24 protein-coding genes are annotated in these 23,532 nt (G+C 67.2%); 12 read left to right on the forward strand and 12 right to left on the reverse strand.

Annotation, left to right across the window (positions count from 1 at the left end):
• Window positions 1–308 precede the first annotated feature (308 nt).
• Window positions 309–962, forward strand: a complete 654-nt coding sequence (alkB, locus tag LNV28_RS00975; protein ID WP_263516914.1) for a DNA oxidative demethylase AlkB — start codon at window positions 309–311, stop codon at window positions 960–962.
• A gap of 37 nt (window positions 963–999) precedes the next feature.
• Window positions 1,000–1,482: an OsmC family protein gene (locus LNV28_RS00980; protein ID WP_263516913.1), complete on the forward strand. Its 483-nt coding sequence runs from the start codon at window positions 1,000–1,002 to the stop codon at window positions 1,480–1,482.
• On the opposite strand, the gene LNV28_RS00985 is transcribed toward LNV28_RS00980, so the two are convergent.
• From LNV28_RS00985 to LNV28_RS00995, 3 genes are read right to left on the reverse strand one after another with little or no spacing between them, the layout of a single operon-like run.
• Window positions 1,467–2,015, reverse strand: coding sequence for a GNAT family N-acetyltransferase (locus LNV28_RS00985; protein WP_263516912.1), 549 nt, complete (start codon window positions 2,013–2,015; stop codon window positions 1,467–1,469). The two genes, LNV28_RS00980 and LNV28_RS00985, sit on opposite strands and share 16 nt — an antisense overlap.
• Window positions 2,016–2,040: 25 nt before the next feature.
• Complete coding sequence (locus LNV28_RS00990; RefSeq protein ID WP_263516911.1) at window positions 2,041–3,015, reverse strand: S66 family peptidase; 975 nt, start codon at window positions 3,013–3,015, stop codon at window positions 2,041–2,043.
• 14 nt (window positions 3,016–3,029) lie between these two features.
• Complete coding sequence (locus LNV28_RS00995) at window positions 3,030–3,551, reverse strand: hypothetical protein (protein WP_263516910.1); 522 nt, start codon at window positions 3,549–3,551, stop codon at window positions 3,030–3,032.
• Between the two features lie 88 nt (window positions 3,552–3,639).
• On the opposite strand from LNV28_RS00995, the gene LNV28_RS01000 reads away from it, so the two are divergent.
• Window positions 3,640–3,885, forward strand: a complete 246-nt coding sequence (locus tag LNV28_RS01000; RefSeq protein WP_263516909.1) for a hypothetical protein — start codon at window positions 3,640–3,642, stop codon at window positions 3,883–3,885.
• 194 nt (window positions 3,886–4,079) lie between these two features.
• Here the strand turns inward: LNV28_RS01000 and LNV28_RS01005 are convergent, their stop codons facing one another.
• Window positions 4,080–6,545 (reverse strand): FtsX-like permease family protein, encoded by a 2,466-nt coding sequence (locus LNV28_RS01005; protein ID WP_263516908.1) that lies wholly within the window; start codon window positions 6,543–6,545, stop codon window positions 4,080–4,082.
• Window positions 6,542–7,228 (reverse strand): ABC transporter ATP-binding protein, encoded by a 687-nt coding sequence (locus LNV28_RS01010; RefSeq protein WP_171829116.1) that lies wholly within the window; start codon window positions 7,226–7,228, stop codon window positions 6,542–6,544. The genes LNV28_RS01005 and LNV28_RS01010 overlap by 4 nt, the downstream gene beginning before the upstream one ends.
• A 171-nt stretch (window positions 7,229–7,399) precedes the next feature.
• On the opposite strand from LNV28_RS01010, the gene LNV28_RS25045 reads away from it, so the two are divergent.
• Both LNV28_RS25045 and LNV28_RS01025 read left to right on the forward strand, forming a co-directional pair.
• Window positions 7,400–8,023 carry a response regulator gene (locus LNV28_RS25045; RefSeq protein WP_318013815.1) on the forward strand — a complete coding sequence of 208 codons (624 nt, stop codon included), beginning with the start codon at window positions 7,400–7,402 and terminating at the stop codon, window positions 8,021–8,023.
• Window positions 8,013–9,227 carry a sensor histidine kinase gene (locus LNV28_RS01025; RefSeq protein WP_263516907.1) on the forward strand — a complete coding sequence of 405 codons (1,215 nt, stop codon included), beginning with the start codon at window positions 8,013–8,015 and terminating at the stop codon, window positions 9,225–9,227. Before LNV28_RS25045 ends, LNV28_RS01025 begins: the two co-directional genes overlap by 11 nt.
• A 33-nt stretch (window positions 9,228–9,260) precedes the next feature.
• On the opposite strand, the gene LNV28_RS01030 is transcribed toward LNV28_RS01025, so the two are convergent.
• Window positions 9,261–9,890: an ABC transporter ATP-binding protein gene (locus LNV28_RS01030; RefSeq protein WP_263516906.1), complete on the reverse strand. Its 630-nt coding sequence runs from the start codon at window positions 9,888–9,890 to the stop codon at window positions 9,261–9,263.
• 124 nt (window positions 9,891–10,014) lie between these two features.
• Between LNV28_RS01030 and LNV28_RS01035 the strand changes: the two genes are divergently transcribed.
• A complete protein-coding gene (locus LNV28_RS01035; RefSeq protein WP_263516905.1) occupies window positions 10,015–10,335 on the forward strand; it encodes a DUF6968 family protein in 321 nt (106 codons plus the stop codon).
• Between the two features lie 37 nt (window positions 10,336–10,372).
• Window positions 10,373–10,807 carry a DUF1801 domain-containing protein gene (locus LNV28_RS01040; protein WP_263516904.1) on the forward strand — a complete coding sequence of 145 codons (435 nt, stop codon included), beginning with the start codon at window positions 10,373–10,375 and terminating at the stop codon, window positions 10,805–10,807.
• Between the two features lie 79 nt (window positions 10,808–10,886).
• Here LNV28_RS01040 and LNV28_RS01045 read toward each other — a convergent pair whose 3' ends face one another.
• Entirely contained in the window at window positions 10,887–13,667 is a 2,781-nt protein-coding gene (locus LNV28_RS01045; protein WP_263516903.1) for a zinc-dependent metalloprotease, read from the reverse strand.
• 195 nt (window positions 13,668–13,862) lie between these two features.
• Here LNV28_RS01045 and LNV28_RS01050 point away from each other — a divergent pair, with 195 nt between their 5' ends.
• Both LNV28_RS01050 and LNV28_RS01055 read left to right on the forward strand, forming a co-directional pair.
• Entirely contained in the window at window positions 13,863–14,471 is a 609-nt protein-coding gene (locus tag LNV28_RS01050; RefSeq protein WP_263516902.1) for a YqiA/YcfP family alpha/beta fold hydrolase, read from the forward strand.
• A 184-nt stretch (window positions 14,472–14,655) separates the two neighbouring features.
• Window positions 14,656–15,489: an N-acyl amino acid synthase FeeM domain-containing protein gene (locus LNV28_RS01055; protein WP_263516901.1), complete on the forward strand. Its 834-nt coding sequence runs from the start codon at window positions 14,656–14,658 to the stop codon at window positions 15,487–15,489.
• 458 nt (window positions 15,490–15,947) lie between these two features.
• Here the strand turns inward: LNV28_RS01055 and LNV28_RS01060 are convergent, their stop codons facing one another.
• From LNV28_RS01060 to LNV28_RS01080, 5 genes are all read right to left on the reverse strand, one after another.
• Entirely contained in the window at window positions 15,948–16,151 is a 204-nt protein-coding gene (locus tag LNV28_RS01060; protein WP_102769604.1) for a YbdD/YjiX family protein, read from the reverse strand.
• Window positions 16,152–16,193: 42 nt separating this feature from the next.
• Entirely contained in the window at window positions 16,194–18,257 is a 2,064-nt protein-coding gene (locus tag LNV28_RS01065) for a carbon starvation CstA family protein (protein ID WP_263516900.1), read from the reverse strand.
• A gap of 398 nt (window positions 18,258–18,655) precedes the next feature.
• Entirely contained in the window at window positions 18,656–19,294 is a 639-nt protein-coding gene (locus LNV28_RS01070; RefSeq protein WP_263516899.1) for a response regulator, read from the reverse strand.
• Window positions 19,291–20,673, reverse strand: coding sequence for a cache domain-containing protein (locus LNV28_RS01075; RefSeq protein WP_263516898.1), 1,383 nt, complete (start codon window positions 20,671–20,673; stop codon window positions 19,291–19,293). The genes LNV28_RS01070 and LNV28_RS01075 overlap by 4 nt, the downstream gene beginning before the upstream one ends.
• A gap of 15 nt (window positions 20,674–20,688) precedes the next feature.
• Entirely contained in the window at window positions 20,689–21,486 is a 798-nt protein-coding gene (locus LNV28_RS01080; protein ID WP_263516897.1) for a tRNA-uridine aminocarboxypropyltransferase, read from the reverse strand.
• A gap of 186 nt (window positions 21,487–21,672) precedes the next feature.
• Between LNV28_RS01080 and LNV28_RS01085 the strand changes: the two genes are divergently transcribed.
• The 3 genes from LNV28_RS01085 to LNV28_RS01095 all read left to right on the forward strand — a co-directional run bounded on the left by LNV28_RS01085 (window position 21,673) and on the right by LNV28_RS01095 (window position 23,500).
• Window positions 21,673–21,957, forward strand: a complete 285-nt coding sequence (locus tag LNV28_RS01085; RefSeq protein WP_263516896.1) for a type II toxin-antitoxin system CcdA family antitoxin — start codon at window positions 21,673–21,675, stop codon at window positions 21,955–21,957.
• 2 nt (window positions 21,958–21,959) lie between these two features.
• Complete coding sequence (locus tag LNV28_RS01090) at window positions 21,960–22,256, forward strand: CcdB family protein (RefSeq protein ID WP_263516895.1); 297 nt, start codon at window positions 21,960–21,962, stop codon at window positions 22,254–22,256.
• Window positions 22,257–22,429: 173 nt separating this feature from the next.
• Complete coding sequence (locus tag LNV28_RS01095) at window positions 22,430–23,500, forward strand: helix-turn-helix transcriptional regulator (protein WP_263516894.1); 1,071 nt, start codon at window positions 22,430–22,432, stop codon at window positions 23,498–23,500.
• The last annotated feature ends 32 nt before the right edge of the window (window positions 23,501–23,532 follow it).

Genomic DNA, 23,532 nt, shown 5'->3' on the forward strand with positions numbered 1-23,532 from the left:
GTCCGCCTCGCCTGACAGCCGCTCGCTACAAAAATCCTCAAACTCTGAACTGGGTATCGTGGCGGCTGGCCGGGCCATGAAAGCCCGGCTGCGCATGCTGCATTCATCTTAGCGAGCCCGTTTTGACCCGGATCAGCGGATCGGCCCGCCGCGAGCCGGTGCTGGTGATGGGAAAATAAATATGTCAGCGACCACTCGCTTTTGAGGCCCGAGAAAGCCGGGTTTGCAAGCTTTTGCAAGCCAGCAGTCCTGCTGAATTTGACCCAAAAAAGTTTTCACCAATTGACAAGAACCCAGGCTCGCGCCACATGAATCTCGACCTGTTTGATGACGCTCTGGAGCCGCCACCGGCCCGGCAAGACCTGGCCCCCGGCGCCGTGCTGCTGCGCGGCCGGGCCTTGGCTCAAGCGCCGCAGCTCTTGGCCGCGGCCGAAGCCGTGATGGCCGCCGCCGCTCTGCGCCACTGGCTCACCCCCGGCGGCCGGCGCATGGCGGTGGCGATGACGAATTGCGGCCCCCTGGGCTGGGTCTCGGACGCGCGCGGCTACCGCTACCAATCAAGGGACCCGCTGAGCTGCCTGCCCTGGCCGGCCCTGCCGCCGGTGATCGCCGAGCTGGCCGTGGCGGTGGCCAAGGAGGCCGGCTACCCCGGTTTTCGGCCCGACGCCTGCCTGGTCAACCGCTACCTGCCCGGCACGCCGCTGAGCCTGCACCAGGATCGCGACGAGCAGGACCTGCGCCAGCCCATCGTCTCCATCTCCCTGGGCCTGCCCGCCATGTTTCTGTTCGGCGGCCTGAGCCGCAGCGAGCGGCCGGCGCGCTGGCCGCTGCAGCATGGCGATGTGCTGGTCTGGGGCGGGCCCTCGCGCCTGGCCTTCCACGGCGTGCAGGCGCTGGCGCCGGGCCGCCACCCGCTGCTGGGCGAGCAGCGCATCAACCTGACCTTGCGCTGCGCGGGATGACGGAAGATGCAGGCCACCGCTGCAAAGGATCGCTCCCATGTCCACGCACCACGCCACCATCCGCTGGGCCCTGGGCCCCGATGAAGACTTCACGGGCCGGCGCTACAGCCGCGCTCACCGCTGGCAGTTCGACGGCGGCGCCGATGTGGCGGCCTCCAGCTCGCCCACCGTCGTGCGCCTGCCCTTCTCGGACCCCAGCGCAGTGGATCCCGAGGAGGCCTTCGTCGCCGCCCTGTCCAGCTGCCACATGCTCTGGTTCCTGGACCTGGCAGCCCGCGCAGGCTATGTGGTGAGTGGCTATGTCGACCCGGCCGAAGGCCTGATGGCCCCCAACGAAGCCGGGCAGGACGCCATCACCGAGGTGGCGCTGCGGCCCGAGGTGCAGTTTGGCGGCGCCAAGGCGCCCGACGAGGCGGCCGTGCAAGCCCTGCACCATGCCGCACACGAGCACTGCTTCATCGCCAACTCGGTGCGCAGCACCGTGCGCTGCGAAGGAAGCTGGAGCTACCTCGCAAGCTGAGCGGGTTTGGCCACACGGTAATGATGCTCGACACAGGCCTCGCCTCGAAAGACGGCGGCCTGGCTGTCAACTTGCGCAAAGCCCAGACGCTCCAGCAAGCGGATGGAGCCGAGGTTGCGCGCATCGGTGATGGCACGGACCTCGGCCGCTGGCGTGTGGGCCCAGAGCAGCGCGATCAAGGCGCCCACGCCCTCAGCCGCCAGACCCTGGCCCTGTCGGGCCAGTCGCAGACTGAAGCCGATTTCGGCCGATGCGGCGTCCTCGGCCAAGCAGATGCCGATGTCTCCGATCAGCTGATCGCTGACCGCATCGGCCATGCCCAGCTGGCACCAAACCCCGGGCTGCAAGAGCGGCGCCTCGGCCATCTGCTGCAAAAAAGCCAGGGCCTCGGTATCGCTCTGCGCCCGCCAGCCTTGATACAGACCGACCTGGGGATCCTGGCGGTAAGCCTGGAAATCGGCCAGATCATGGCTGCCCAGACGGCGCAGCCGGACGCAACCACCCGGCGCAGGCAAGACCCATGCTTCAGTCATCGAAGTCTCCCAACGGCGAGCGAGCTCAGGCCAGCCATTGGTCCATCTGGCAAGCGGCCGGGCTCCAGCTCAGCTTCGCACTCGCCCCCTGCACCAGGGACCATTGCGGGCCGACATGGCCGATGTCCAGATCCAGCAAGACGGGGCACTTCAAACCCGACAGCGCCGCCTGCAAGGCATGCTCGGAACTGAAGTCAGCCTCCAGATCGGCAGCGGCATTGCGCCCCAGCAGCAAGCCCGAGGCCTGCTCAAACCAGCCGGCCAGGCGCAGGCCCTGCAGGGCGCGAGCCAGCTCGAAAGGCTTCAGCTCCGCATTCTCGAAAAACAGCAGGCTGCCCGCTGCGTCTCCGGCTGCGCCGAAATCCGGCACGGCCCCGAAACTGGAGCCACTCAGACGTGAAACAGAATCAAGACAGCCGCCCAGCAAGCGCCCCTCCAGTTGCAGCGCCTGCACGCCGCCGTCCAAGCGCCGCAGCGCACTGACACCCGAACTGCACTGACTGAAATGGGCCCCAGGCCCGCAGCGCCAGGCCTCGAACACGCGTGCGCTGAAGGCGTCCAGCGCGGGATCACCGAGCTGCATCAGATTGGGGCCATGGATGGACGCCCAGCCGGAGCGCAGCAAGAGCGGCAGCTGCAGCGTCGACAGATCCGAGAAACCGCTGAGCCATTTGGGTTCGGCCTGCGCCAGGCGCTCGAAATCCAGCAGCGGCAAGAGCTCGATGGCGCGCTCGCCACCCCAGGGCGGCAGCACGGCGGCCACCTCGGGGTCAAGCAAAACCTCCATCAACTCCTGCGCCCGCTCGGCCGCGCCGGCGCTGGCGCCCCGTACCTGGCAGCGCAGACTGCGGCCCTCGCGCACACGCAGGCCCAGGCCACGCAAACGGTCCAGGGCCAGATCGAGGCGCGGGTGCATGGCCTCGCGCACACCCGATGAAGGCGCGACAACGGCCACCAGATCACCGGCCACCAAGGGGCGAGGAAATCGGACGGGCTTCATGGTCTAGGCATGGGTCAAGCCTGCACCGAACGCGCTGCCACCTTGGCCTTGACATCATCAGGCGACCAGAACAGCCAACTGTGCTCCTGCATATGGGCACGCAGCGCCTCGCTCTGGCCCTGGTTGACCTTGCCGGCAATCAGGCCCAGGCGCACCTGGGTCTGGGCATCGGCCATGCCTGCTGCGCTCAGGTCCTGCAGCAGGCGGGCCAGCACCACGCGGCGGTAGACCTCGCTGGTGAAAAGCTTGAAGCGGCCGGTCGGCACTTCGTGGACTTCCTGCATCTGCGCCAGCTTGACGCCGGGCGTGTCCTGGTAGGCCTTGACCTCCAGCGCCAGCAGCTCATTGCGGCCATGGTGGTAGGCCAGCATGTCGATCTCGGGCTTGGGCGCCGAGGTCTTGCCGATCTGGCGTTTTTCATCCTGGGTCAAGCTGACCTTGAAGCCGCGTCGCACCCAAAAACCTTCTTCTTCCAGCAGCAGGGCGACGATGTTCTCAAACTTGTCCACCCCGACCATCAGGCGCTGCTCACTCATAGTCTCTTCACTTCCTTGTGGGTTCTCGCCGGCCTGCCCATTCGCAGGCCGGGGGGAGGAAGTCTACGCTGAGGCCCACAATGCGGCGATGAACGACACCCTGCTTGAGCTGCAAGCCCTGGGCCTGGAGCTGCCCAGCCCCGCCTACATATTCGGCGCCATCGTCTTCGGCCTGATCGGTCTGGTGGCCTGGCGCCTGGGTCGCAAGCGCGGCAACCGGCGCCAGCTCTGGCTGGGCGTGGCGCTGATGCTCTACCCCTATCTGGTGCCGGGCACAGCTTGGCTTTACGCCATCGGCCTGGCGCTGTGCGCCGGGCTTTGGGTCCAGCGCTGATCAGCCCCTCGCCAGAAACAAAACCCCGAGATGTGAAAACACGAACGCAGAGCGAACAGCCGAGACACGCAGAGCTCGCAGAGAACAGCGCACAAGCCTTGCGCCACTCTGCGGGCTCCGCGGCTCTCAGCGAGCTCTGCGTCCTGCGTTTCTTCGCGAACGCCGGATGCCGCCTGAGGGGCCTGGGATGCTGATCAACGCAGGGCCTCTATCGGCTGCAAACCCAGGGCCAGGCGGATGTGGCGCGCCGCAGCCAAGACGGTGATGCCCAAGGTCAGCAAGGCCGCCACCAGCAAGGGCAAGGCCAGGCCCGGCAGCGGCGCCAGGCGGTCGACAAAGCCGTCGAGGTAGGCCATGCCCGCCAAGCCGGCCAGGGGCAAGCCCAAGATGCCCGCCAGCAGCAGCGGGCCACGGAACTCGCGCGCCACTTCGGCGGCAATGTCCGCGTGGCTGGCGCCATGCAGGCGGCGCAGGACCAGCTCGGTGCGGCGGCGGCGCAAGGTGTCGGCCACCAAGGCGTAGGCGCCCAGCATGGCCACGCCGACCGCCAGCAGCGCCACCACGCTGAGCACCTGGCGCATTTGCTCTTCCTGGCGGTAGACCAGGGCGGTCTGCTCCTCGGCGCTCCAGATCAGATGCCCCAGCGGCGGGCCATGCGTGCGCCAGACCTCCTCCAGGCCGGCGCGCAAGGCGCGGGCATCGGGACCAAACACGGTCAGGTCCCATTGCGGCGCATCGCTGAGCACAAAGCCCTGCGGCTGGGCCGCATCGCGCGCCGACTCCTGCTTGATGTCATTGACCACCGCCACCACCCGGCGCTGCTCCTGGCCCTCCTTGACTTGATCACCACCGCCGCGCAGCACGGCACCCACAGCCGCCTGCGGCGTGGCAAAGCCCAGCAGGCGCGCCGCCTTGGCATCAATCACCAGGCGGCCCTCGCCGCTGCCCTGCTCGGGCGCGCCGGCCAGCACCTTCATGCCGTAGGTGACGAAGTAGCTCGGCGAGACCGTGGTCATGCGTAGCATCTGCTTCGCGCCGCTGGGGCTGACGTGCAATTCACTCGGGCCCCAATGGTCCATGGCAGGGCGGGCCGTGCTGAAGGCGAAGTGCTGGATGGCGGGATGCTGGCGCAGACCATCGACAAAGGCATCGAGCTTGGGCACGAAATCGCGCTCGACCATGGCGCTGAGCACCAGGCGGTTGCGGGTCTCGAAGCCGCGGTCCAGCTGCAGCAGATGGCGGTGCTGCAAAGCCATCACCCCGCTCAAGGCCAGCAGCAGCAAAGCGCCGCCCAGCTGCAAGCTCAACAAACCCTGGCGCAGGCGCCGGCCCCAAGGTCCTTCACTGACCGTGCGGCCCTGCAAGGCCGGCGCCGGCACCTGGCGCAGGGCCAGGGTGGCCGGCAAGGCCAGGCTCAGCGGCAGCAGCACCAGCTGCAGCAGCAAGAGCCCCTGCCAGACCGGCGCGGGCAGCGCGTCCACCACCGGGCGCTGGGCGCTCAGGCCCAGCCAGTCGGCGGCGGCCGGGCCCAGCCACCAGGCCAGCAAGGCCGCGCCGGCTGCGGCCAAACCCAGGGTGATCAAGAGCTCGGTGCACCAGAGCTGCAGCAGCTGGCCACCGCTGGCGCCCAGGCTGCGGCGCAGCGCCGTCTCGCGCTGGCGCTGCAGCAGCTGGGCCGCTTGCAGATTCATGGTGTTGATGGCGGCCAGCAGCAGGAGCAGGCCGCTGGCGGCGCCCAGGGCGGTCAGCACGGTCCAGAGCAAGTTCTGACCCTCGAGCGGCAGCTGGGGCAGGGGCAGCGCGCGGAAGTCGGCCGCGGCCTGGTCCGCCCCGGCGGTTTTCCATTCGGCCGGCAGCTTGTCGTGCAGCGGATGGGCGCGGTAGGCGGCGGCCAGCAGGGGCGCGAGCTGCTCAGCATCCACACCGGGGCGCAGGCGCGCATAGATCCAGGCATTGGCCTTGTGGATGCCCTCCAGCGCCTCGGGGCTGTCGAGAAAGCCGCCGCGGAAATCCAAGCCCGCCAGCTCAAAGCTGGCCATGGCCTCATGCCCGGCGTCCAAGGTGCTGCGGCTGTCGAGCGCCGGGATCACCGCCGTCACCGTGTAGCTCTTGCCCCGGCATTCGACGATGCGACCCAGGGCCTGGGCCAGGGGCAGATCGCCCCAGAGCTTGCGCACCAGCTTGGGCGTGAGCGCGATGGCGTCCTTGCGGGCCAGGGTGGCGGCCAGGTCGCCATGCAGGGTCTTCAAGCCCATCAGCGGCACCAGATCGGGGTCGGCGACCAACACCCGCACCACCTCGACACGGCTCTGGCCATCGCCGCTCATCTGCAAGGTGAAGCCCTCGCTGCTGCTGCGGCTGATCTGCTCCAGCGGCAGGCCGCGGGTCTTGAGCCAGGGCACCAGGCCGACCGGCGCGGCCAGCTGCCAGTCGCTCTCCGCGCCGCCTTCGCCCTTGGCATGAGGGCGGAAGTCCAGCATCACCACCCGCTCGGGCGCCGGCACGCCGGGGTCGATGGCGCTGCGCGACAGGGCCAGCACGGCCACCAGCAAGCAGGCCGCCTGCGCCAGCATCAGCCCCCCGGCGGAAACCAGGGTGGCGGCGCGGCGCTGGCGCAGGCCTGCCCAGGCCTCGCGCCACAAAGTTAGCGGGCCGCTCATGCGCAGGCCTCCGCATGGGCGTCCACCAGCACGCGGCCATCGAGCAGGCGCACGGTGCGCGAGGCCAGGGCCGCATGCTCGGGGCTGTGGGTCACCATCACCAGGGTCGTGCCCTCTTCGTTCAGCTGACGCAGCAGGTGCATGACCTCCTGGCCATGGGCGCTGTCGAGGTTGCCGGTGGGCTCGTCGGCCAGCAGCAGGGCCGGCCGCGCGGCGATGGCGCGGGCAATCGCAACACGCTGCTGCTGGCCACCGCTGAGCTGGCTGGGCCGGTGGCCGGCGCGGTGGCTCAGGCCCAGACGCTCCAGCACCTCGGCCACGCGCTGGCGCTGCGCACGCTCGGGCTGCTCGCCATAGCGCAGGGCCAGCTGCACGTTGTCCTGCACGCTGAGCTCCTCCACCAGATTGAAGCTCTGGAAGACAAAGCCGATGCGGCCGCGGCGCAGGGCCGCCAGCTCGCGCGGGCTCTTGCGGGCCAGGTCTTCACCCTCCAGCAGGTAGCGGCCGCTGCTGGGCCGGTCCAAGAGGCCCAGCAGGCCCAGCAAGGTGGACTTGCCGCAGCCCGAGGGCCCCGTGATGGCCACGTACTCGCCGGCCTCGATGCGCAGGTCGATGGCATTGAGGGCGAGGGTTTCGACATCACCGGCGCGGTGACGTTTGCTCAGTTGGCTCAGTTCGATCATGAGGTGATGGCAGCGCCCGCGGCGGGCGGCGGCAAAAGAGTTGGGGCCTGCGGAAGACTTCAGCCCCGGCCCTGCCAGCATCGCCGCCCCACATACCGGCCGCCAAGCCCCCTGTCCGCTTCCGGACACCGGGCTGGCGCGCGCGTGCGAGCTGCTGCGAAGATGCAGGCTGTGAACGACATCGACATCGTGGCCGCACCGCCCGCCCACCAGATCCTGCTGCTCGACGACGACCCCGGCGTCGGCCTGGCCGCCCAGCTGCTGCTGCAGCGCCGTGTGGCGCCCATCCATTGCCTGCGCCGGCCGGCCGAGCTGATGGCCGCCCTGGACCGGCTGCGCCCCAGCCTGCTTCTGCTGGACCTGAACTTCGGCCCCGGCCGCAGCGACGGCGCGCAAGGCCTGCAGCTGCTGGCCGAGGTGCAGGCCCGGCCGCAGGCGCCCCTGGTGGTGGTGATGACGGCCTATGCCGACATCGATCTGGCCGTGCAGGCGCTCAAGCGCGGCGCCTTCGACTTTCTGACCAAGCCTTGGGACAACGTGCGCCTGATCGCCACCTGCCGCGAGGCCTTGCAGCGGGTGGATCAGCAAAGTGCAGCGAGCCGGCAAGACCTGACACCACCGGTCGAATCCAAACCCGAACTCACACCCGACAGCGACCGCTCCCTCGCCGCCCAGGAGCGCGCCGCCGTGCTGGCCGCCATGGCCGAGGCCGAGGGCAATCTCAGCGCCGCCGCCCGCATCCTGGGCCTGTCGCGTGCGGCCCTCTACCGGCGCCTGGACAAACATGGTCTTTGAGTCCTTGCGCCTGCTGGTGGCCGCCCTGCTCTGGGCTGCGGCCGGTGCCCTGGGCCAGGCCCTGCTGGCACGCGGGCCGCTGAGCGCGCGCGGCGCCCTGGGCCTGCTGCTGCTGGCCCTGGCGGGCGCGGCCTGCGCCTGGCCCTTGCTGCGCGCCGCGGTGCAGCTGCGCCGCCGCCCGCCCCTGCCCTTGCCGCCGGAGCCGCCCTTGGCTGTTGAGCAGCGCCAGCTGATCCTGCTGCAGACGCAGTTGGAGCACCTGCCGGTGGCCGCCTGGGTGCTGCGCGAAAGCGACTCGCGGCCCACGCTGCAGGCCCTGAGCAGCCGGGCGCGCCGCCTGGCCGCACCGGGCGGCGTGCGTGAGCCTGCGGCTTTGCATGCCCTGCTGCGCCATCCCAGCACGCGCAGCGGCCCGGTGCTGCTGGACACCGAGCGCGGCAGCGAGCGCTGGCAGCTGCAGCGCCAGCCGCTCTCGCTGGACGGCGAACAGCAGACCCTGCTGGCCCTGGTGCCGCTGGAGAACGAGCTGGAGGGTGAATCGCTGCAGGCCTGGCAGCAGCTGGTGCAGGTGCTGACGCACGAGATCATGAATTCGCTGACGCCCATCCAGAGCCTGAGCCAGACCGCCCAGCTGCTGCTGGACGAGCCGCCCCTGGTGGAAGCCGATCTGCGCAGCGCCCTGGCCGGCATCGAGCTGCGCGCGGCCGAGCTGGCCCGTTTTGTGCGCACCTACCGGCGCGTCAGCCAATGGCCGACGCCGGTGCTGGCTCCCGTGGCGCTCGATGCCCTGCTGCAGCGCTTGCAGCAGGCGGTGGCCCCGGCCTGGCGCCAGCGTGGCGGGGAGGCCAGCTTTGAGCCGGCCAGCGCGGGCCTGTATTTGCAAGCCGACGAAGGCCAGCTGGAGCAGGCCCTGCTGGCCCTGCTGCGCAATGCCGAGCAGGCCACCGAGGGCCTGAGCCAGCCGCGCCTCTGGGTGCAGGCGCGCCAGGGCCGCGGCGGCCGGCTGCAGCTCAGCGTGCGCGACAACGGCCCCGGCGTGCCGCCGGGCCTGGAGCACAAGATCTTCATGCCCTTCTTCAGCGCCCGCGAAGGCGGCCAGGGCATCGGCCTGACCGTGGTGCGCCAACTGGTGCACGGCATGGGCGGCCGCGTGCGCCATGTGCGGCCGCTGGAGGGCGGCGCGGCCTTTGTATTGAGCTTTTGAATGGCCGAGAATCCCAGCAGAGCGCCTGCGCGCTCAGTCGCCCAGATCGATCTCGGCCATCAAGTCCACGTCCTGCAGGCAAGCCGGCCGTTCGTAGTCGGCCAGCAGCCAGGCGCGCTCGCGTTGCAGCGCGGCTTCTTGCAAGAGCTCGCCCAGGACGCGTATGGAGCGCCCGTCCAGCGCAGCGAAGGGCGTGTCCAGGAGAGTCAGCCGGGCGCCACTGACGGCCGCAGCCAAGAGGCCCAGTTTGCGTCGGCTGCCGGCCGAGAGCATGTAAAGCGGCTTGTCCAAATGCGGCGCCAGCGCAAAGGCGTCAACCAGCGCGGGCTCCAGATCGGCGCGCCAGGTGGCATAGCGCTGACGCAAGCCAGTTAGCCAAGCCGAGGCCAGCTGTGCATCCAGAGCTGGGTCGGTCGGGTCCTCGAAAAAGACGTCAGCAAGAGCCAGGCTGCATTCGATCTGGCCCGAAGCCGGCGCCCCCAGCTGCCCCGCAATCAGCCGCAAGCAGCACGTCTTGCCCCGGCCATCACTCCCGCGCAACAGGCTCAGGCCAGTGCGCAGTTCGAAGCTCAGGCCATCGATCAGTGGCGGCTGCTTGGGGTCGGGATGGGAGAGGCGGAGGGCCTGGGCGCGAAAGACAAAGGTGGGGGCAGTGGCGGACATGACAGGGCGGATGAGCGGGCTCGGCAGCGAGGCATGAATTCTCAGAGATGAACAGAGGTATCGGGTGAGCCTCACATCAGCCGGCCCGACAATCTTTGCGGCCACCACTTCAAACCACAGTCCCATGGACCCCTTCATTGAACGCCAGCTGGACGCCAAAGAAGCTGACGGCAAGCGCTTCGAAATACGCATCCGCATCGATGCGCCCCGGCTTCAGCCCGATGGCGACTGGACCTGCCAGCTCAGCATCACGCACTTGTTCGAGCCTCCGCGCGGCCTGTTCGGCGTCGATTCTTGGCAAGCCATGCAGCACAGCCTGCAAATAGCCTTCAGCACGCTGGAGGACTTCGTCAGGCATGGGGGCCAGCTGTTCCACAAGGGCAGCCAGACTCTGGTGTCGCCCGCGGATTTGTTCGTGCCCATGGCACTGCGGGCGAGAATCTAGCGCGAAGGGAACGCGCGATCTTCAACACAAAGTGCCCATGACCGAGAACAAAACCCAAGCCACGGCCGCCGATGCCGCCGCCTACCTGAACTCGATTGCCGACGCCGCCCGCCGGACAGACTGCCTGGCGCTGGCCGACTTGATGCATCACGCGACCGGCCAGCCCGCTGTGATGTGGGGCAGCGCCATCGTCGGCTTCGGCCTGCACCGCTACCCGCTGGCAGGCGGCAAGACCGGAGAGATCTGCGCCGTGGGCTTTGCCTCCCGGGCGGCCGACATCGTGCTCTACGGCTTGAGCGCTAGCGACAAGACCGAGTCCCTCATGGCGTCCCTGGGCAAGCACAAGCTCGGCAAAGGCTGCATCTACCTGAAGCGACTGACTGATGTGGACTTGAGCGTGCTGGAACAATTGGTGGTGCAAGCGTTCACAAGCAAAAGCATCAAAGGCCAATGGCCGCAAGCGACGGATTGAAGCTGAGGAGCAGGTCGCAAAAAAGGCCGGCACCTTTCGGCGCCGGCCTGCTTCTTTCTAGGCAACAGAACGCCTCAGATCAGGAGCGCGACATCGAAGCCTTGAGGGCGCTGTTCAGCGTGTCCAGGCTTTCGGCCAGATGGGCGCGGGTCTCGACGGTCTGGCCGCCCTTGGCCACGGCGTTGCGCAAATCGGCTGCCAGGCTGTTGGCCTGCAAGCGGGCCAGGGCATAGGCATCGGCCATCTGGCCCGAGGCGCCGCCGCCCTTGGTCAGGATGGTCTGCAAGCGCTTGAGATGCTCGCGCTGCAGATTGCGGCGCATGCGGTCGATCTCACTGCCGCTCTTGAGCTCGCTCCAGATTGCGCCTTGCAGGGTGGCGTAGACCTCGTTGAGTGAGATCAGGCCCTTGCGCTGGGCTTCCGGCACATAGGCCGGCATGTCCATCAGGCGCAGTGCCGTGTTCTGGCTCAGCAGGCGGTCCAAAGCCACCAGTTGCACGCGCGCCACCGAGGCCGGCACATTCAACGGGCCGCCACGTTCCCACTCGTTGTAGTCGATGGTCAAGGTGGACAGGAACTCGGGCTTGAACTTGAAGCTGTCCACGCTGAACAAGCCACTGGCCAGGAACTGCAAGGCCTCGCGCTGCTTGGCGGGCTCGACCGGCTTGAAGCTGGCGCGGCCGGTGCTGCCGGGCAGGTCACGCAGGGCGTGCATGCCGCCGACATACTTGCCGACCAGCTCGGCCGAGCGGAACAGCTGGTTGAAGCCGCTCATCAGGGCGCGGCGCTGACGCAGCGGGTCGTCACCGACCTCGGGTTTGCGGTCCTGCACGCGGGTCCAGAGTTCCTTGGACAGCTTCAGGCGCTTCTTGTAATAGGCCAGCGGGTCATCACCGAGGTCGAAGCGGTTGGCCAGCGGATCCATGCCGTCGTAAGGGCCGAAGCCGCCGGCATCGGCGTCATCGGCATAAGCCAATGCAGGCTCGGTGCTGCGGCTGGCGATCTTGGCCAGCTCGGCCGCTTCGTTCTCCACGCTGATGGGCTTGTAGGCGTACTCGATGGCCCAGTAGTCGTAAGCACCGAGGGTGGTGTTGTTGAAGGTGGTCGCCGCCTCGCCCTTGAGCGCCAGGTTGTAGGCGTTGTAGTCCATCACCGAGCCGGAGATGCCGTTGGCATCGGTGTAGGCCTTGTCCTGCAGCTGCTTCTGGGTGATCGTGGTGGAGGCCTTGAAGTTGTGCTTCAGGCCCAGGGTGTGGCCCACCTCATGCATGATGGTGTCCTTGATGACCGCGGCCACAAAGGCTTCGGCCTCCGGGCTGTCGGGCGCCACATCGCCGCGCGCTTCCAGCACATCGAGCGCGAAATTCATCTCGGATGCCGCGTCGTGCGCATAGGTGCACAGGGCCTCGGCGGCGCCGTGGCGGTGCGCGCCCAGCGCCTGGGTCGCCTGCTGTGCCTGCTGCGCGCTGAAACCCACGTCTTCCACAATCATGCGGCGCGAACCACGTGAGAACACATCGCTCATGCCGATGTCAGCGTCGAGGATCTCACCGCTGCGCGGGTCGGCATGGCTGGGGCCGATGGCAAAGCCGACATCGGCGCCCACGAACCAGCGGATCGAGGCATGGCCGGCGTCCATATTGTCCCAATCGGCATCGTCAGGCTGCTGCTTGGCCAGCACGGCGTTTTTGAAACCGATCTTCTCGAAGGCCTTGTTCCACTCGACGATGCCGGCCTCCACGGCCGGGCGGTACTTGGCCGGGATGTTCTTGTCCATCCAGTAGACGATGGGCTTGACCGGCTCGCTCAAGGCCGCGTTCGGGTCCTGCTTTTCCAGGCGCCAGCGCTTGATGTAGTGCACGCGCGCATTGGCCTTCATGTCATTGCCGAGGTCGGTGAAGGACTCCATGAAATGACCGAGGCGCGGGTCGCTCAGACGCGGGCGCAGCGGCGCCTCGGGCAAGGCCGCGAAGCTATAGACAAAGCTGACGAACATGCTGCGCGCATCAGGCGTGGCCTGCGGCGGCGTCGGCATGGGCACCGGGCTCGGGGTCAGCGGCGGCGCCGGGATGCGCGGCGTGGCGAAGTGCATGCGCGCGGTCAGCGTGCTCAGTGTGGCGTCAGCGCGGCTGGCTTCGATATGCGAGTTGGCTCGGTCGGCCGCGAAAGGAAGGCGGTAGGCCGCCTCCAGGCGGGTCGACAGACCCGGGATGTCACTCAGGAACATGGCCGCATCGACCAGCACCGACTTGCGCTCCGGGTGCTCGGCGCTGGCCACCGGGCCAGAGGCCAGCAAACTGGGCGAGAAGGCCTGAGCCACGGCGGCCTTGCCACCGCCCTCGCCGCGGAAGGCGGTGTTCAGGGCGATCAGCTGGATCTGGTTGCCGATGCGGCGCCATTCGACCATCTGGTCCATGCCCATCTGGCTCGCGTAGAGACCACGCTCACCAACGGCATTGGCCACATTGGCGGTGAAGAGGAAGGGCTTGCCGATTATGTCCTTGGACAATTCCAGCCAAACCTTCTCGTCCTTGCGCCAAATCGGGAACAGACCGTCCTGCACCTTGGCGTCCTTGCTGACCTCGGCAAAAGGCTTGGGCGCCGTGGGATCGGCGGGCGGGCGAGCGGCACCGGGCACAGTCGCGGAAGCACCCGGTGCTGCAGCGGGCGCCGCGGCCGGGGCCGCAGGAGCGGCGGAAGGCGCAGGAGCGGGAGCGAGGGTTTGGCCTGTCGGCGCAGTGGTGCTGGCGCAAGCGCTCAAGAGGGCGACCGCCGCGGCAAGGCTGGACAGCTTCAGAGCGCCCAACGGTGAGGCCGGAATCATGGGCGAAAACGGGGGTGTGGAGCGGCTCGTGAACATTCAGACTTCCTTGGCACATTGCAGGTTCGAGATGGGGCCGCTGGCTCCGGGCACAGCTCGCGAAACAGGCGCGAAAACCGACCACGGCGGCACAAAGGCGGCAACTGTGTATTGTCATCTGCGGGCCGTCAATGGCCGCAGGCCCTCGGCAGCCCAGGGTAAGTACCAGGTTCGAGGCGACCTACACTCTTCGGCATGACCCTGAATGCACGCCAAGTTCAGCGCCGCAGCCACTTGCTCTATCTGCATGGCTTCCGCTCCTCGCCGCGCTCGGCCAAGGCCTTGCGCATGCAGGCCTGGGTGGCGGAGCATCGCCCCGATCTTCATTTCGCTTGCCCGCAGCTGCCACCCTCGCCACGTGCGGCTTTCGCACTGCTGCAAAGCCTGACGGAGGGTTGGCCGGCGGGCGAATCGGCGGTCATGGGCAGCTCGCTGGGCGGCTTCTACACGACGGCGCTGATTCAGAACCGGCCGCTTTGGCGAGCCGTCGTCATCAACCCCGCCGTGGACCCGGCCCGCGACCTGGCCGCTTACATCGGCGAGCAAAGCTGCTGGCAGGAACCGGCCGAACGATTCTTCTTTCAGGCCGAATTCGTCGACGAACTGCGCGCCCTGAGACCGGAACAGCTTTTGAAGCCGGAACGCTGCCTGGCCGTGGTGGCCAAAGGTGACGAACTGTTGGACTGGCGGGAGATGCAGGCTCGCTATGCCGACGGCCCGATCCGATTGCTGGAGGGCAGCGACCATGGCCTCAGCGATTTTGACGAGCACCTCGAGGACTTGGCGACATTTCTGCAGCTCTGACGCCACACTTACACTGACCAACGAGATCAAGCCCTTGATGGATACACGAAAATGTTGCGGCGAGTTTGCACACGGTTCGCCGTATTTGGAGACAATGCGGCGGCGCCTGATGCGGACACCCTCTGCCCAGGCGGCAGCAAGCTCAGCCCCCGAGCCGGACGAGAGAGTGTGAGGAAGTAGTACTTTGCAAGGCGACACCATCATCGGCGTGACGTTCGAGTCACCGCACAAGCTGCAATCGCTGCTGCCCGAATTGCTGCAGAGCGAAGCCGTGGGCAAAGGCCTGGAGATCAACCAACGCCTGTTCAAGATCCGCAATGCCGATTCCACCGGTCGTCGCAGCTCGGCCAGCGTGCTGATCCAGCGCCGCTATGCCTCTCGGGGGTACATCGCCAGCGACCTGCCTGAAGAAGCGGAGCCGCAACGAATCACCCTGATGGCCAGCGATGCCGAAGTCATCATCGGCACCATCACCATCGGCTTCGATTCCCCGGCCGGCCTCAATGTCGATGAAACCTTCGGACCTGAGACTGATGCCCTGCGTGCCGAGCGCCGCAATATCTGCGAATTCACCAAGCTGGCGGTGGACAACGTCTCCAAGTCCAAGCGCGTGCTGGCTTCGCTGTTTCACGTGGCCTACATCTACGCCCACAGGCTGATGGGCTTCGACAGCCTGCTGATCGAGGTCAACCCCCGCCATGTGCGCTTCTACGAAGCCATGCTGGGTTTCAAGGTCCTGACCGGCCAGCGGCAGAACCCGCGCGTCAATGCACCGGCTGTGCTGATGTGCCTGGACTTCAGCTATGTGCAGGAGCAGATCGCCAACCTCGGCGGGCAACCCGAAAAGTCGCTGGAAGTGCGCTCGCTTTACCCCTACTTCCTGTCAATTGCCGAAGAAGCCAATATCGTCGGCCGCCTCAGCCGCGCTCACCAGGACATCGAAAGCCTGCGCGCCGCCACCAGCAAAGACGACTATCCCGACCTTGAAGGCGACACGGTCACCGGCGAGTTCCTCTGATCTAAAGACGCCAAGCCACCGATACTGCACACGCCGCTGCAGACTGGCAGGTCACGGCACAAAGCAGCCTCCTTGTTCTCCCTCGTGAGGCCCTGCAGTCCGGGCCGCCGCCGGGCTCATGGTTCCGGGGTCGATGTGCCCCTCGACGGTGGAACACGCCACACTCGGAGGTGGCTCGGCTCGACAACGGGCAATTTGTGCGCGGCCGTGAGCGCAGCGAAGCGGCTCAGGCGTGCGCTTCGGCGCACGCTTCAAGCTCTGATTCGGCGCCACTGTTTGACCACAGTGAGCGCAGCGAACGGAGGGAGTTTGGTGCCGCTGAGCCGCGCAGTGAGCAGCGAGGGCAGTCGGCTCGCAGAGCCGACCCGGGCACCATGAGCACGGCGGCGGGCCGAGCCACCGCAGCGCGCAAGCCCGACCATCGAAGTTCGGCTTCGCACATGCAGCCGCCCGCCAGGTCAGCAGCAGCGGCTCATCCGCCCATCCGCCCCGCCGTAGCGTGCGGCCTGGCGTTCGCGGAAGAATTGCTCATAGGTCATGGCCGGCTGGTCCGGATGGGTGCGGGCCATGTGTTCGCGGTAGGTGTCGAAGTCGGGGAAGCCGACCATCAGGCGCAGGCCCTGGGCCAGGTAACGGCCGGCTTGGCCGACACGCTGGCGCAGTTCGCGCGCCTGTTCGATCACGTCTTCAGCGGCGGCCATGGATCAAGACGCCGCAGCCAGCGCCACGAAGGGCGTTTCCTGTGCCGTGGGCTTGGCCGAATTGCGAGCGGCCAGGATGGCACGCACGCTGTAGATCAGCACGCTGATCACGACGAACATGAAGAGCACGCACAGGGCGGCGTCCAGGCGGTCGTTGAAGACCACGCGGCTCATGGCTTCGGGCGTCTTGGCCGGGGCCAGCAGCTGGCCCTCAGCCAGGGCCTTGCTGTACTTGCTGGCGTGCGCCAGGAAGCCCACCTTGGCGTCGGACGAGAAGATCTTCAGCCAGCCGGCGGTCATGGTGCAGATCAGCAGCCAGAGGGCCGGCAGGGCCGTCACCCAGGCATAGCGCTGCTTCTTCATCTTGAACAGCACCACGGTGCCCAGCATCAGGGCCACGGCGGCCAGCATCTGGTTGGCGATGCCGAAGAGCGGCCACAAGGTGTTGATGCCGCCCAGCGGATCGACCACGCCCTGGTAGAGGAAGTAACCCCAAGCCGAGACGCACAGCGCGGTGGCGATCAGGTTGGCGGGCAGCGAATCGGTGCGCTTGAGCGCAGGCACAAAGCTGCCCAGCAGGTCTTGCAGCATGAAGCGGCCGGCGCGGGTTCCGGCGTCCACGGCGGTCAGGATGAAGAGCGCTTCAAACAGAATCGCAAAGTGGTACCAGAAGGCCATCATGGCCTTGCCGCCGATGGCTTGATGCAGGATCTGCGCCATGCCCACGGCCAGGGTCGGTGCACCGCCGGCGCGCGCCAGGATGGTGTTCTCGCCCACGTCCTTGGCGGTCTGGATCAGCATCTCGGGCGTGACGACAAAGCCCCAGGTCGAGAGCGTCGCGGCCACGGCCTCGGGCGTCTTGCCCACCAGGGCGGCCGGGCTGTTCATCGCGAAGTACACGCCCGGCTCGATGCAGGAGGCGGCCACCAGCGCCATCACCGCCACAAAGCTCTCGGCCAGCATGCCGCCGTAGCCGATGAAGCGCGCGTGGGTTTCGTTCTCCAGCATCTTGGGCGTGGTGCCCGAGGAGATCAGCGCATGGAAGCCTGAGACGGCACCGCAGGCGATGGTGATGAACAGGAAGGGGAAGAGATCACCCGACCAGACCGGGCCATTGCCGGCGGCGAACTGGGTGATGGCCGGCATCTGCAGCGTCGGTGCGACGAAGACGATGCCGATGGCCAGGGCCACGATGGTGCCGATCTTCAGGAAGGTGGACAGGTAGTCACGCGGGGCCAGCAGCAGCCACACGGGGATGGAGGCGGCGACGAAACCGTAGCCGATCAGCATCCAGGTCAGCGTCGTGCCCTCGAAGGTGAACATCGGGCCCCAGACCGGGCTCTCATGCACCCACTGGCCGCCGACGATGGACAGCATCAGCAGCACAAAGCCGATGATGGAAATCTCGCCGATGCGGCCCGGGCGCAGGTAGCGCAAGTACACGCCCATGAACAACGCCACCGGGATGGTGGCCGCCACGGTGAAGGTGCCCCAGGGCGAATGCGCCAGGGCCTTGACCACGATCAGTGCCAGCACGGCCAGGATGATGATCATGATCATGAAGGCGCCGAACAGCGCGATCAGACCGGGCACCAGGCCCATCTCCTGCTTGACCAGATCGCCCAGCGAGCGGCCGTCGCGGCGGGTGCTGATGAAGAGGACGATGAAGTCTTGCACCGCGCCCGCAAACACCACGCCGGCCAGCAACCACAGCAAGCCGGGCAGATAGCCCATCTGCGCGGCCAGCACCGGGCCGACCAGGGGGCCGGCGCCTGCAATGGCGGCGAAGTGGTGGCCGTAGAGCACGTACTTGTTGGTCGGCACATAGTCCAGACCATCGTTGTGCCGCCAGGCCGGCGTTTGGCGCCGCGGGTCCAGCTGCAGCACGCGGCTGGCGATGAAGAGGCTGTAGTAGCGGTAGGCGATCAGGTAGACGCAGATTGCGGCCACCACCACCCACAAAGCACTGACCGCTTCGCCGCGGCCCAGGGCCACGGTCGCCAGCGCAAAAGCGCCCAGCACCGCGACCAGAAGCCACCCAAGGTGGCGCCTGATGTTCGAGGACATGAGTTTTGTCTCCTGATCCGCGCGGTCTTGGTTGTGGGAACGAGAGAAGCAGGAAAGAAAAACGAGGGGGACCGCTGCGTGGCCGCAGTCTCGGCCAGCGGCCGGCCGCGCGCATCCGTCAGACCACGCGCGGCGGCGCGTGGGATCACCTAAGGGTCAACCCTGAATTGAAAGCCAAAGCAATCACCGGCCCCCAAAGCCCCTGTCGGCGCATGGCGCCAGCGAAAAAACACATACGCAGAGGCCGCAAAGTGACGCGGAGGACGCGGAGGACCCGGAGAAAGCCAGCAAGACTACGGCAATGCCCTCTGCGAGCTCTGCGTCCCTCGGCTGCTTGCTCCGCGTCCGTATTCCGGGTTTTGTTTCTCAGGAGACCCAGAGGAACACAGCTCAAGCCATCACAGCTGACCCGCATGTTCGACGGCGTATTTGATCAACTCCGCTTGGCCGTCGAGATTGAGCTTGCGCTTGATGTTCTGCCGGTGCGCCTCCACCGTGCGCACGCTCAGGTCCATGGCGGCGGCGATCTGCTTGCTCGACTCGCCGCGGCCCAGCGCGGCCAGCACCTCGCTTTCGCGCGGCGAGAGCAAGGGCCGCGGCGTCTGCGCGCGGAACAGGCGGCGCGAGACGGCCGGGCTCAAGAACGTGCCCCCGCCCGCCACGGCCTGAATGGCGGCCACGATCTCGCTGGCCGGCGCATCCTTGAGCACATAGCCCTGGGCACCGGCCTGCAGGGCGCGCTGCACATACTCGGGGTTGTCGTACATGCTGAGCATCAGCACGCTCAGGCCCGGCTGGCGCTGCAGCAAGTCGGCGGCCAGATCGATGCCGCTGACCTCCTTCATGCCCACATCCATCAGCACGATGTCCACCGCCGTGTGCGCCAGCAGGGCAAGGGCCTCGCGCGCGTCACCGGCTTCGCCCACCACCGCGAACTCCGGCACCGCGCCCAGGCGCAGGCGCAGGCCGTCGCGCACCAGCGGGTGGTCGTCCACCAAGGCCAGGCGGATTGGTGCGGATGCGAGAACTGAATTCATGCAGAGGCGGTGGAAGTGGAGTTCGAAGGCAGCGGCACCTCGGCCCGGACTTCAGTGCCCGCGCCAGGCTGCGAGCGGATCTGCAAGCGCCCGCCGATGGAGGCCAGGCGCTCGCGCATATTGCGCAGGCCGATGCCCTGGCGTGGATGTTCTTGCACGGCGGCCTCGTCAAAGCCGGCGCCATCATCGCTGATCTGCAGCCGCACCCGGCCGGGCTCGAAGCTCAAGCCCAGCTGCAAATGCGCAGCGGCCGCATGCTTGGCCGCATTGGTCAGCGCCTCTTGCGCCACGCGGAACAGCACGGTCTTGACCAGCTCGGGCAGCTCCACCGGCTCGCCCTGCAAGCTCACCTCCACCAGACCCGCGCCACCATCGTCCTCGAACTCGCGCCCCAGGGCTTGCAGCGCGGCCGGCAGGCCCAGGCTGTCGTCCAGCATGGCCGGGCGCAGGCGGTGCGAGATGCGCCGCACCTCATCCAGGCAGGTCTTGAGCCGCTCCAAGGCCGTGGCCAGCACGCGCGCCGGCAACGGCCGCCCGGCCTCCAGCGCATCGACGGCCGATTCCACCAGCAGCTTGGTCGCCACCAAGGTCTGGCTGGTGCCGTCGTGCAGCTCGCGCGCCAGGTGGGCGCGCTCGTCCTCTTGCGACTGCACGACCTGGTGGGCCAGCAGGCGCAATTTCGCATCGGCGATGCGGTGCTCGCTGACATTGAGCAAGAGCCCCGTGCTGCTGATCAAGGCCACGCCGAAGACGGCGATGCCGGCGATCCAGAGCAAGGTGGTAGCGATATTGCTGCTGGCCTGGGCGTCCAGCTGTTCCATGGTGGCATGCAGGTCGCCGAGGTAGAGGCCCGTGCCAATCATCCAGCCCCAACGATCGAGCGGCACCACATAGCCGAGCTTGGCCTCGACCTGGCCCTTGGACGGCCGGCGCCAGAGGTAATCGACAAAGCCACCGCCCTGGCGCGCCTGCGCGATCAGCTCCTGGATGGTCGGCCGGCCTTGCGGATCGCGCATGTCCCACAAATTGCGACCCACCAGCTCGGGCTGGCGCGAATGCATCAGCGAATTGCCGTCCAGGTCGTAGACGAAGAAGTAGCCGTCCGGCCCATAGTCCAGCGAGGCCAGCAGCTTCAGTGCCTGCGCCCGCTGGGCCAGCGGGTCCCCCGGCGCCTCGTACAAGGGCTTCACCGTGCTGACCGCCAGCGCCACATAAGACTTCAGCTCCGCCCGCCGCGCCTCCATATAGGCCCGCTCCACCAGCGCATGCTCACGCTGCACCAGCTCGCGCTCCTGATGCCGCACCGCCAGCGCGATCAGCAAAAGGCTGGCCACCAGAGGCAGGACGGCGAGAAGGATGAATTTGGTGCGGAGCTGCATGGCCATCCGGCATTGTCAGGCGCGAGACCTATGCACCGCCGCCAGCGCCCGCAAGCGCTGATGCCCCTCGTCCCGCTCGTCCGCTGGCACACTTTGCTTGGCGCTGAGGTAGCGGTTGCTGAACACCTCCAGATAAGCCTCCAGCGTCTGCGCCGCCTGCTCATCACCGGCCAGGGCCAGGCACAGTGCCGCCACCTCCGAGGTGCAGAAATGGTGGTCGTGGGAAGAGCGACGCAGGCGGTAACGCGACAACTGCTCAGGCTGCAGGCTCAGCACCGGCAGTTTCGCCAGATACGGGCTTTTGCGGAACATCTTGCGTGCCTCGGACCAGGTGCCGTCGAGCAGGATGAATAGCGGACGCTTGAGAACCAAGTCTGAAGCATCCTTGGGCAAGAAGACCGCCAACTCCGTCACCACCTCCCGACCCTCGGCGAATTCGCCCGGGAACACCACAAAGGGCTGCCATTGCGGATCAGCCAGTAGGGCGAGCAGACCGGGCTCCACCCACACCCGCGACCATGAAAAGGCCTGCGTACCGGGCAGCACATCGGCAATCAGCCAGCCCGTATTGCTGGGCTTGAGCGCCTCGAACTCCGCCATGATCAGGCACACGCCGGCTCGCCCCGGCAACGGAGCCAGCACGGGGCGCAAATGGCACATGCAATGGCTGGGAATCAGGCGGCAGCGCCCGCAGCGCTCGATGCGGGGCTCGCCCCGGTCCAGGCGCGGCCGGGTGTTGGCGGTATCGGCCAGCAGGCAGGCAGTGCGCAGGCGAGAGACAGCATGGTCGGCGTGATCGAAGGCGAAGGGCATGGTCGGGGAGTCTAGGGGCCAGCGCCGCTCGGCCGGCTGGGCCAGCCAGATTTCCTCCAGGAAGAAAAGAACGATGAGAAAAACACAGAGGCCCACGCAATCCATGCGCATCTGAAACACGCATATTTCACAAGCATCCGGGAGGCTCAATGCTAGACTCCCAGCGGACTTTCCAATGGAGCCGTCATGACCCGCTCTCTCGTTCGCCCCCCTGAGGCCAAGTCAAGTCGCCAACACGGACGAAGCCCATCTCCGCGCCGGTCCACCAACTTGACCTTGAGCGCAGATCTGGTCGCCGATGCGCAGAAGCTGGCGGTCAATCTGTCTCAGGCTGCCGAACTCGGCATTGCCGCGGCGGTAAAGCAGCGTCAACAAGAGCTTTGGCTCGCCGAGAACCGCGATGCGATGGAGAGTTCCAACGCTTACGTCGAAGCCCAAGGCCTGCCTCTGGCCAAGTACCGGAACTTCTGAGCATGGCCCGGTTTCAGGCCTATCAAAACCAGGACAGCCCAGGCTACTTGCTCGATGTGCAAGCGGACCTTCTCGATCACCTGAACACCCGCGTCGTGGTCCCGCTCCTGCCCTTGGAGACCCTGAGGGCTGCCCGGCAGCTCAACCCCATCTTCGAGATCGAAGGCGCGAACTACACCATGGCCACTCAGTTCATGGCGGCCGTCCCCTTGACGGCTTTGGGCCCAGCACGCGCCGACTTGAGTGCCGGCCAGGCCACCATCATCAGCGCCCTGGACTTTCTTTTCAGCGGCGTTTGACTGGCTTACACGCAAACCACACGCAACAAGCTAAACGCGGGCGCACATCGCGCATCTGCGGGTAATGCCGGGCGAGCGTGCCCCGGGGGCTGTTTCATACTGGCCCGAAAGACACATCGATCTGCGGCCGGCGCACACGGATCCATCCAGCTTGAGGGCAAGGCAAGACGGGTATGAACGCATCGCAAGCAGCGGCCACCCAAGGCACGGCGTCTCGCAAGACTCCACCCCCGCGCAGCTCAGCAGCGCGTTCCCTCGAACTGGCCTCACGCGAAGGCATCGAGCACTACATCGCCGACCTGAACGCCCGAGCGCCCATGGCGCATCGCGAGATCGCGTCCTGGGGTCGGGACCGAGCACCGCGTCTGCAGCTGGAGCTGGTGCAAGCAGCTCGAGCCAAGGCCGAGAGCGCGGCGCCGCAGCTGTTCCTGACCGAATCACGCAACAGCTTTGTGCTCAATGTGCGCTCGCAGACCCGCCAGACGGCCGACAGCGACCATCTGCTGGTCGGCCTGGTGCTGTCCGGCTCCGTGCGCATGCAAATGATGGCCGAGGGCGAATGCCTGGCGCGCGCGGGCGAAGGCCTGGTCTTCAACCCTGCCGAGGTGGCGCAGGCCCAGTTCGCCGCAGACTCGCATTTCGTGGAAATCGCCCTGCCGCGCGAACCGCTGCTGCGTCTGAGCTCGACGCTGTGGACCGCAGCGGGCTCTGAGACGCCTCCCTCGCTGCTGCGCCCCAAGCTCGCACCGGCACTGGCGCAAAAGCTGCACTTCATGGCCCAGCAAGCCAGCGGCCTGCTGCAGCATGGCGATGAAGCCACGCCGCCGTTCCTGATCGAGCGCTGGGTGGAAATGATGGGCCTGAGCTTGCTGCACGAACAAGCGGTGGCCGCCCCGGGGCTCAAGGCCTGCCAGGGCCGGCCCGCGCCCATAATGCCGCGCAACCTGCGCCGTGCGCTGGACTACCTCGATGCCCATGCTCAGAGCGAGATCCTGTTGACGGACATTGCCGCAGCCGCTTGCGTCAGCGTCAGCAGCCTGCTGCGCCATTTCAACGAACACCTGGGCCTCACGCCCATGGCCTATTTGCGCCAGCTGCGCCTGGACCGCGCCCGCGCCGAGCTGCGCCAAGGCAAGGCCGGCCGCATCGGCGAGCTGGCGCAGCGCTGGGGTTTTCAGAGCGCCGGCAAGTTCAGCCAAGCCTATCTGCGCCGCTTTGGCGAGCGGCCGAGCGACAGCCGCTGACGCTGCGAAGTTCAGGCCCCTCACGGCGCTCC

The sequence above is a fragment of the Paucibacter sp. DJ2R-2 genome (assembly GCF_025717675.1).
Classification (GTDB): domain Bacteria; phylum Pseudomonadota; class Gammaproteobacteria; order Burkholderiales; family Burkholderiaceae_C; genus Paucibacter_A.

What these genes read in the sequence shown, in the direction of transcription:
- LNV28_RS01050 (WP_263516902.1), top strand. Translation starts at nt 13,863, where the DNA reads ATGACCCTGAATGCACGCCAAGTTCAGCGCCGCAGCCACTTGCTCTAT.
- LNV28_RS01075 (WP_263516898.1), bottom strand. Translation starts at nt 20,673, where the DNA reads ATGCAGCTCCGCACCAAATTCATCCTTCTCGCCGTCCTGCCTCTGGTG.
- LNV28_RS01045 (WP_263516903.1), bottom strand. Translation starts at nt 13,667, where the DNA reads ATGTTCACGAGCCGCTCCACACCCCCGTTTTCGCCCATGATTCCGGCC.
- LNV28_RS01040 (WP_263516904.1), top strand. Translation starts at nt 10,373, where the DNA reads ATGACCGAGAACAAAACCCAAGCCACGGCCGCCGATGCCGCCGCCTAC.
- LNV28_RS00980 (WP_263516913.1), top strand. Translation starts at nt 1,000, where the DNA reads ATGTCCACGCACCACGCCACCATCCGCTGGGCCCTGGGCCCCGATGAA.
- LNV28_RS01080 (WP_263516897.1), bottom strand. Translation starts at nt 21,486, where the DNA reads ATGCCCTTCGCCTTCGATCACGCCGACCATGCTGTCTCTCGCCTGCGC.
- LNV28_RS00995 (WP_263516910.1), bottom strand. Translation starts at nt 3,551, where the DNA reads ATGAGTGAGCAGCGCCTGATGGTCGGGGTGGACAAGTTTGAGAACATC.
- LNV28_RS01035 (WP_263516905.1), top strand. Translation starts at nt 10,015, where the DNA reads ATGGACCCCTTCATTGAACGCCAGCTGGACGCCAAAGAAGCTGACGGC.
- LNV28_RS01000 (WP_263516909.1), top strand. Translation starts at nt 3,640, where the DNA reads ATGAACGACACCCTGCTTGAGCTGCAAGCCCTGGGCCTGGAGCTGCCC.
- LNV28_RS01010 (WP_171829116.1), bottom strand. Translation starts at nt 7,228, where the DNA reads ATGATCGAACTGAGCCAACTGAGCAAACGTCACCGCGCCGGTGATGTC.
- LNV28_RS00985 (WP_263516912.1), bottom strand. Translation starts at nt 2,015, where the DNA reads ATGACTGAAGCATGGGTCTTGCCTGCGCCGGGTGGTTGCGTCCGGCTG.
- LNV28_RS01025 (WP_263516907.1), top strand. Translation starts at nt 8,013, where the DNA reads ATGGTCTTTGAGTCCTTGCGCCTGCTGGTGGCCGCCCTGCTCTGGGCT.
- LNV28_RS01065 (WP_263516900.1), bottom strand. Translation starts at nt 18,257, where the DNA reads ATGTCCTCGAACATCAGGCGCCACCTTGGGTGGCTTCTGGTCGCGGTG.
- LNV28_RS01030 (WP_263516906.1), bottom strand. Translation starts at nt 9,890, where the DNA reads ATGTCCGCCACTGCCCCCACCTTTGTCTTTCGCGCCCAGGCCCTCCGC.
- alkB (WP_263516914.1), top strand. Translation starts at nt 309, where the DNA reads ATGAATCTCGACCTGTTTGATGACGCTCTGGAGCCGCCACCGGCCCGG.
- LNV28_RS00990 (WP_263516911.1), bottom strand. Translation starts at nt 3,015, where the DNA reads ATGAAGCCCGTCCGATTTCCTCGCCCCTTGGTGGCCGGTGATCTGGTG.
- LNV28_RS01005 (WP_263516908.1), bottom strand. Translation starts at nt 6,545, where the DNA reads ATGAGCGGCCCGCTAACTTTGTGGCGCGAGGCCTGGGCAGGCCTGCGC.
- LNV28_RS01095 (WP_263516894.1), top strand. Translation starts at nt 22,430, where the DNA reads ATGAACGCATCGCAAGCAGCGGCCACCCAAGGCACGGCGTCTCGCAAG.
- LNV28_RS01085 (WP_263516896.1), top strand. Translation starts at nt 21,673, where the DNA reads ATGACCCGCTCTCTCGTTCGCCCCCCTGAGGCCAAGTCAAGTCGCCAA.
- LNV28_RS01090 (WP_263516895.1), top strand. Translation starts at nt 21,960, where the DNA reads ATGGCCCGGTTTCAGGCCTATCAAAACCAGGACAGCCCAGGCTACTTG.
- LNV28_RS01070 (WP_263516899.1), bottom strand. Translation starts at nt 19,294, where the DNA reads ATGAATTCAGTTCTCGCATCCGCACCAATCCGCCTGGCCTTGGTGGAC.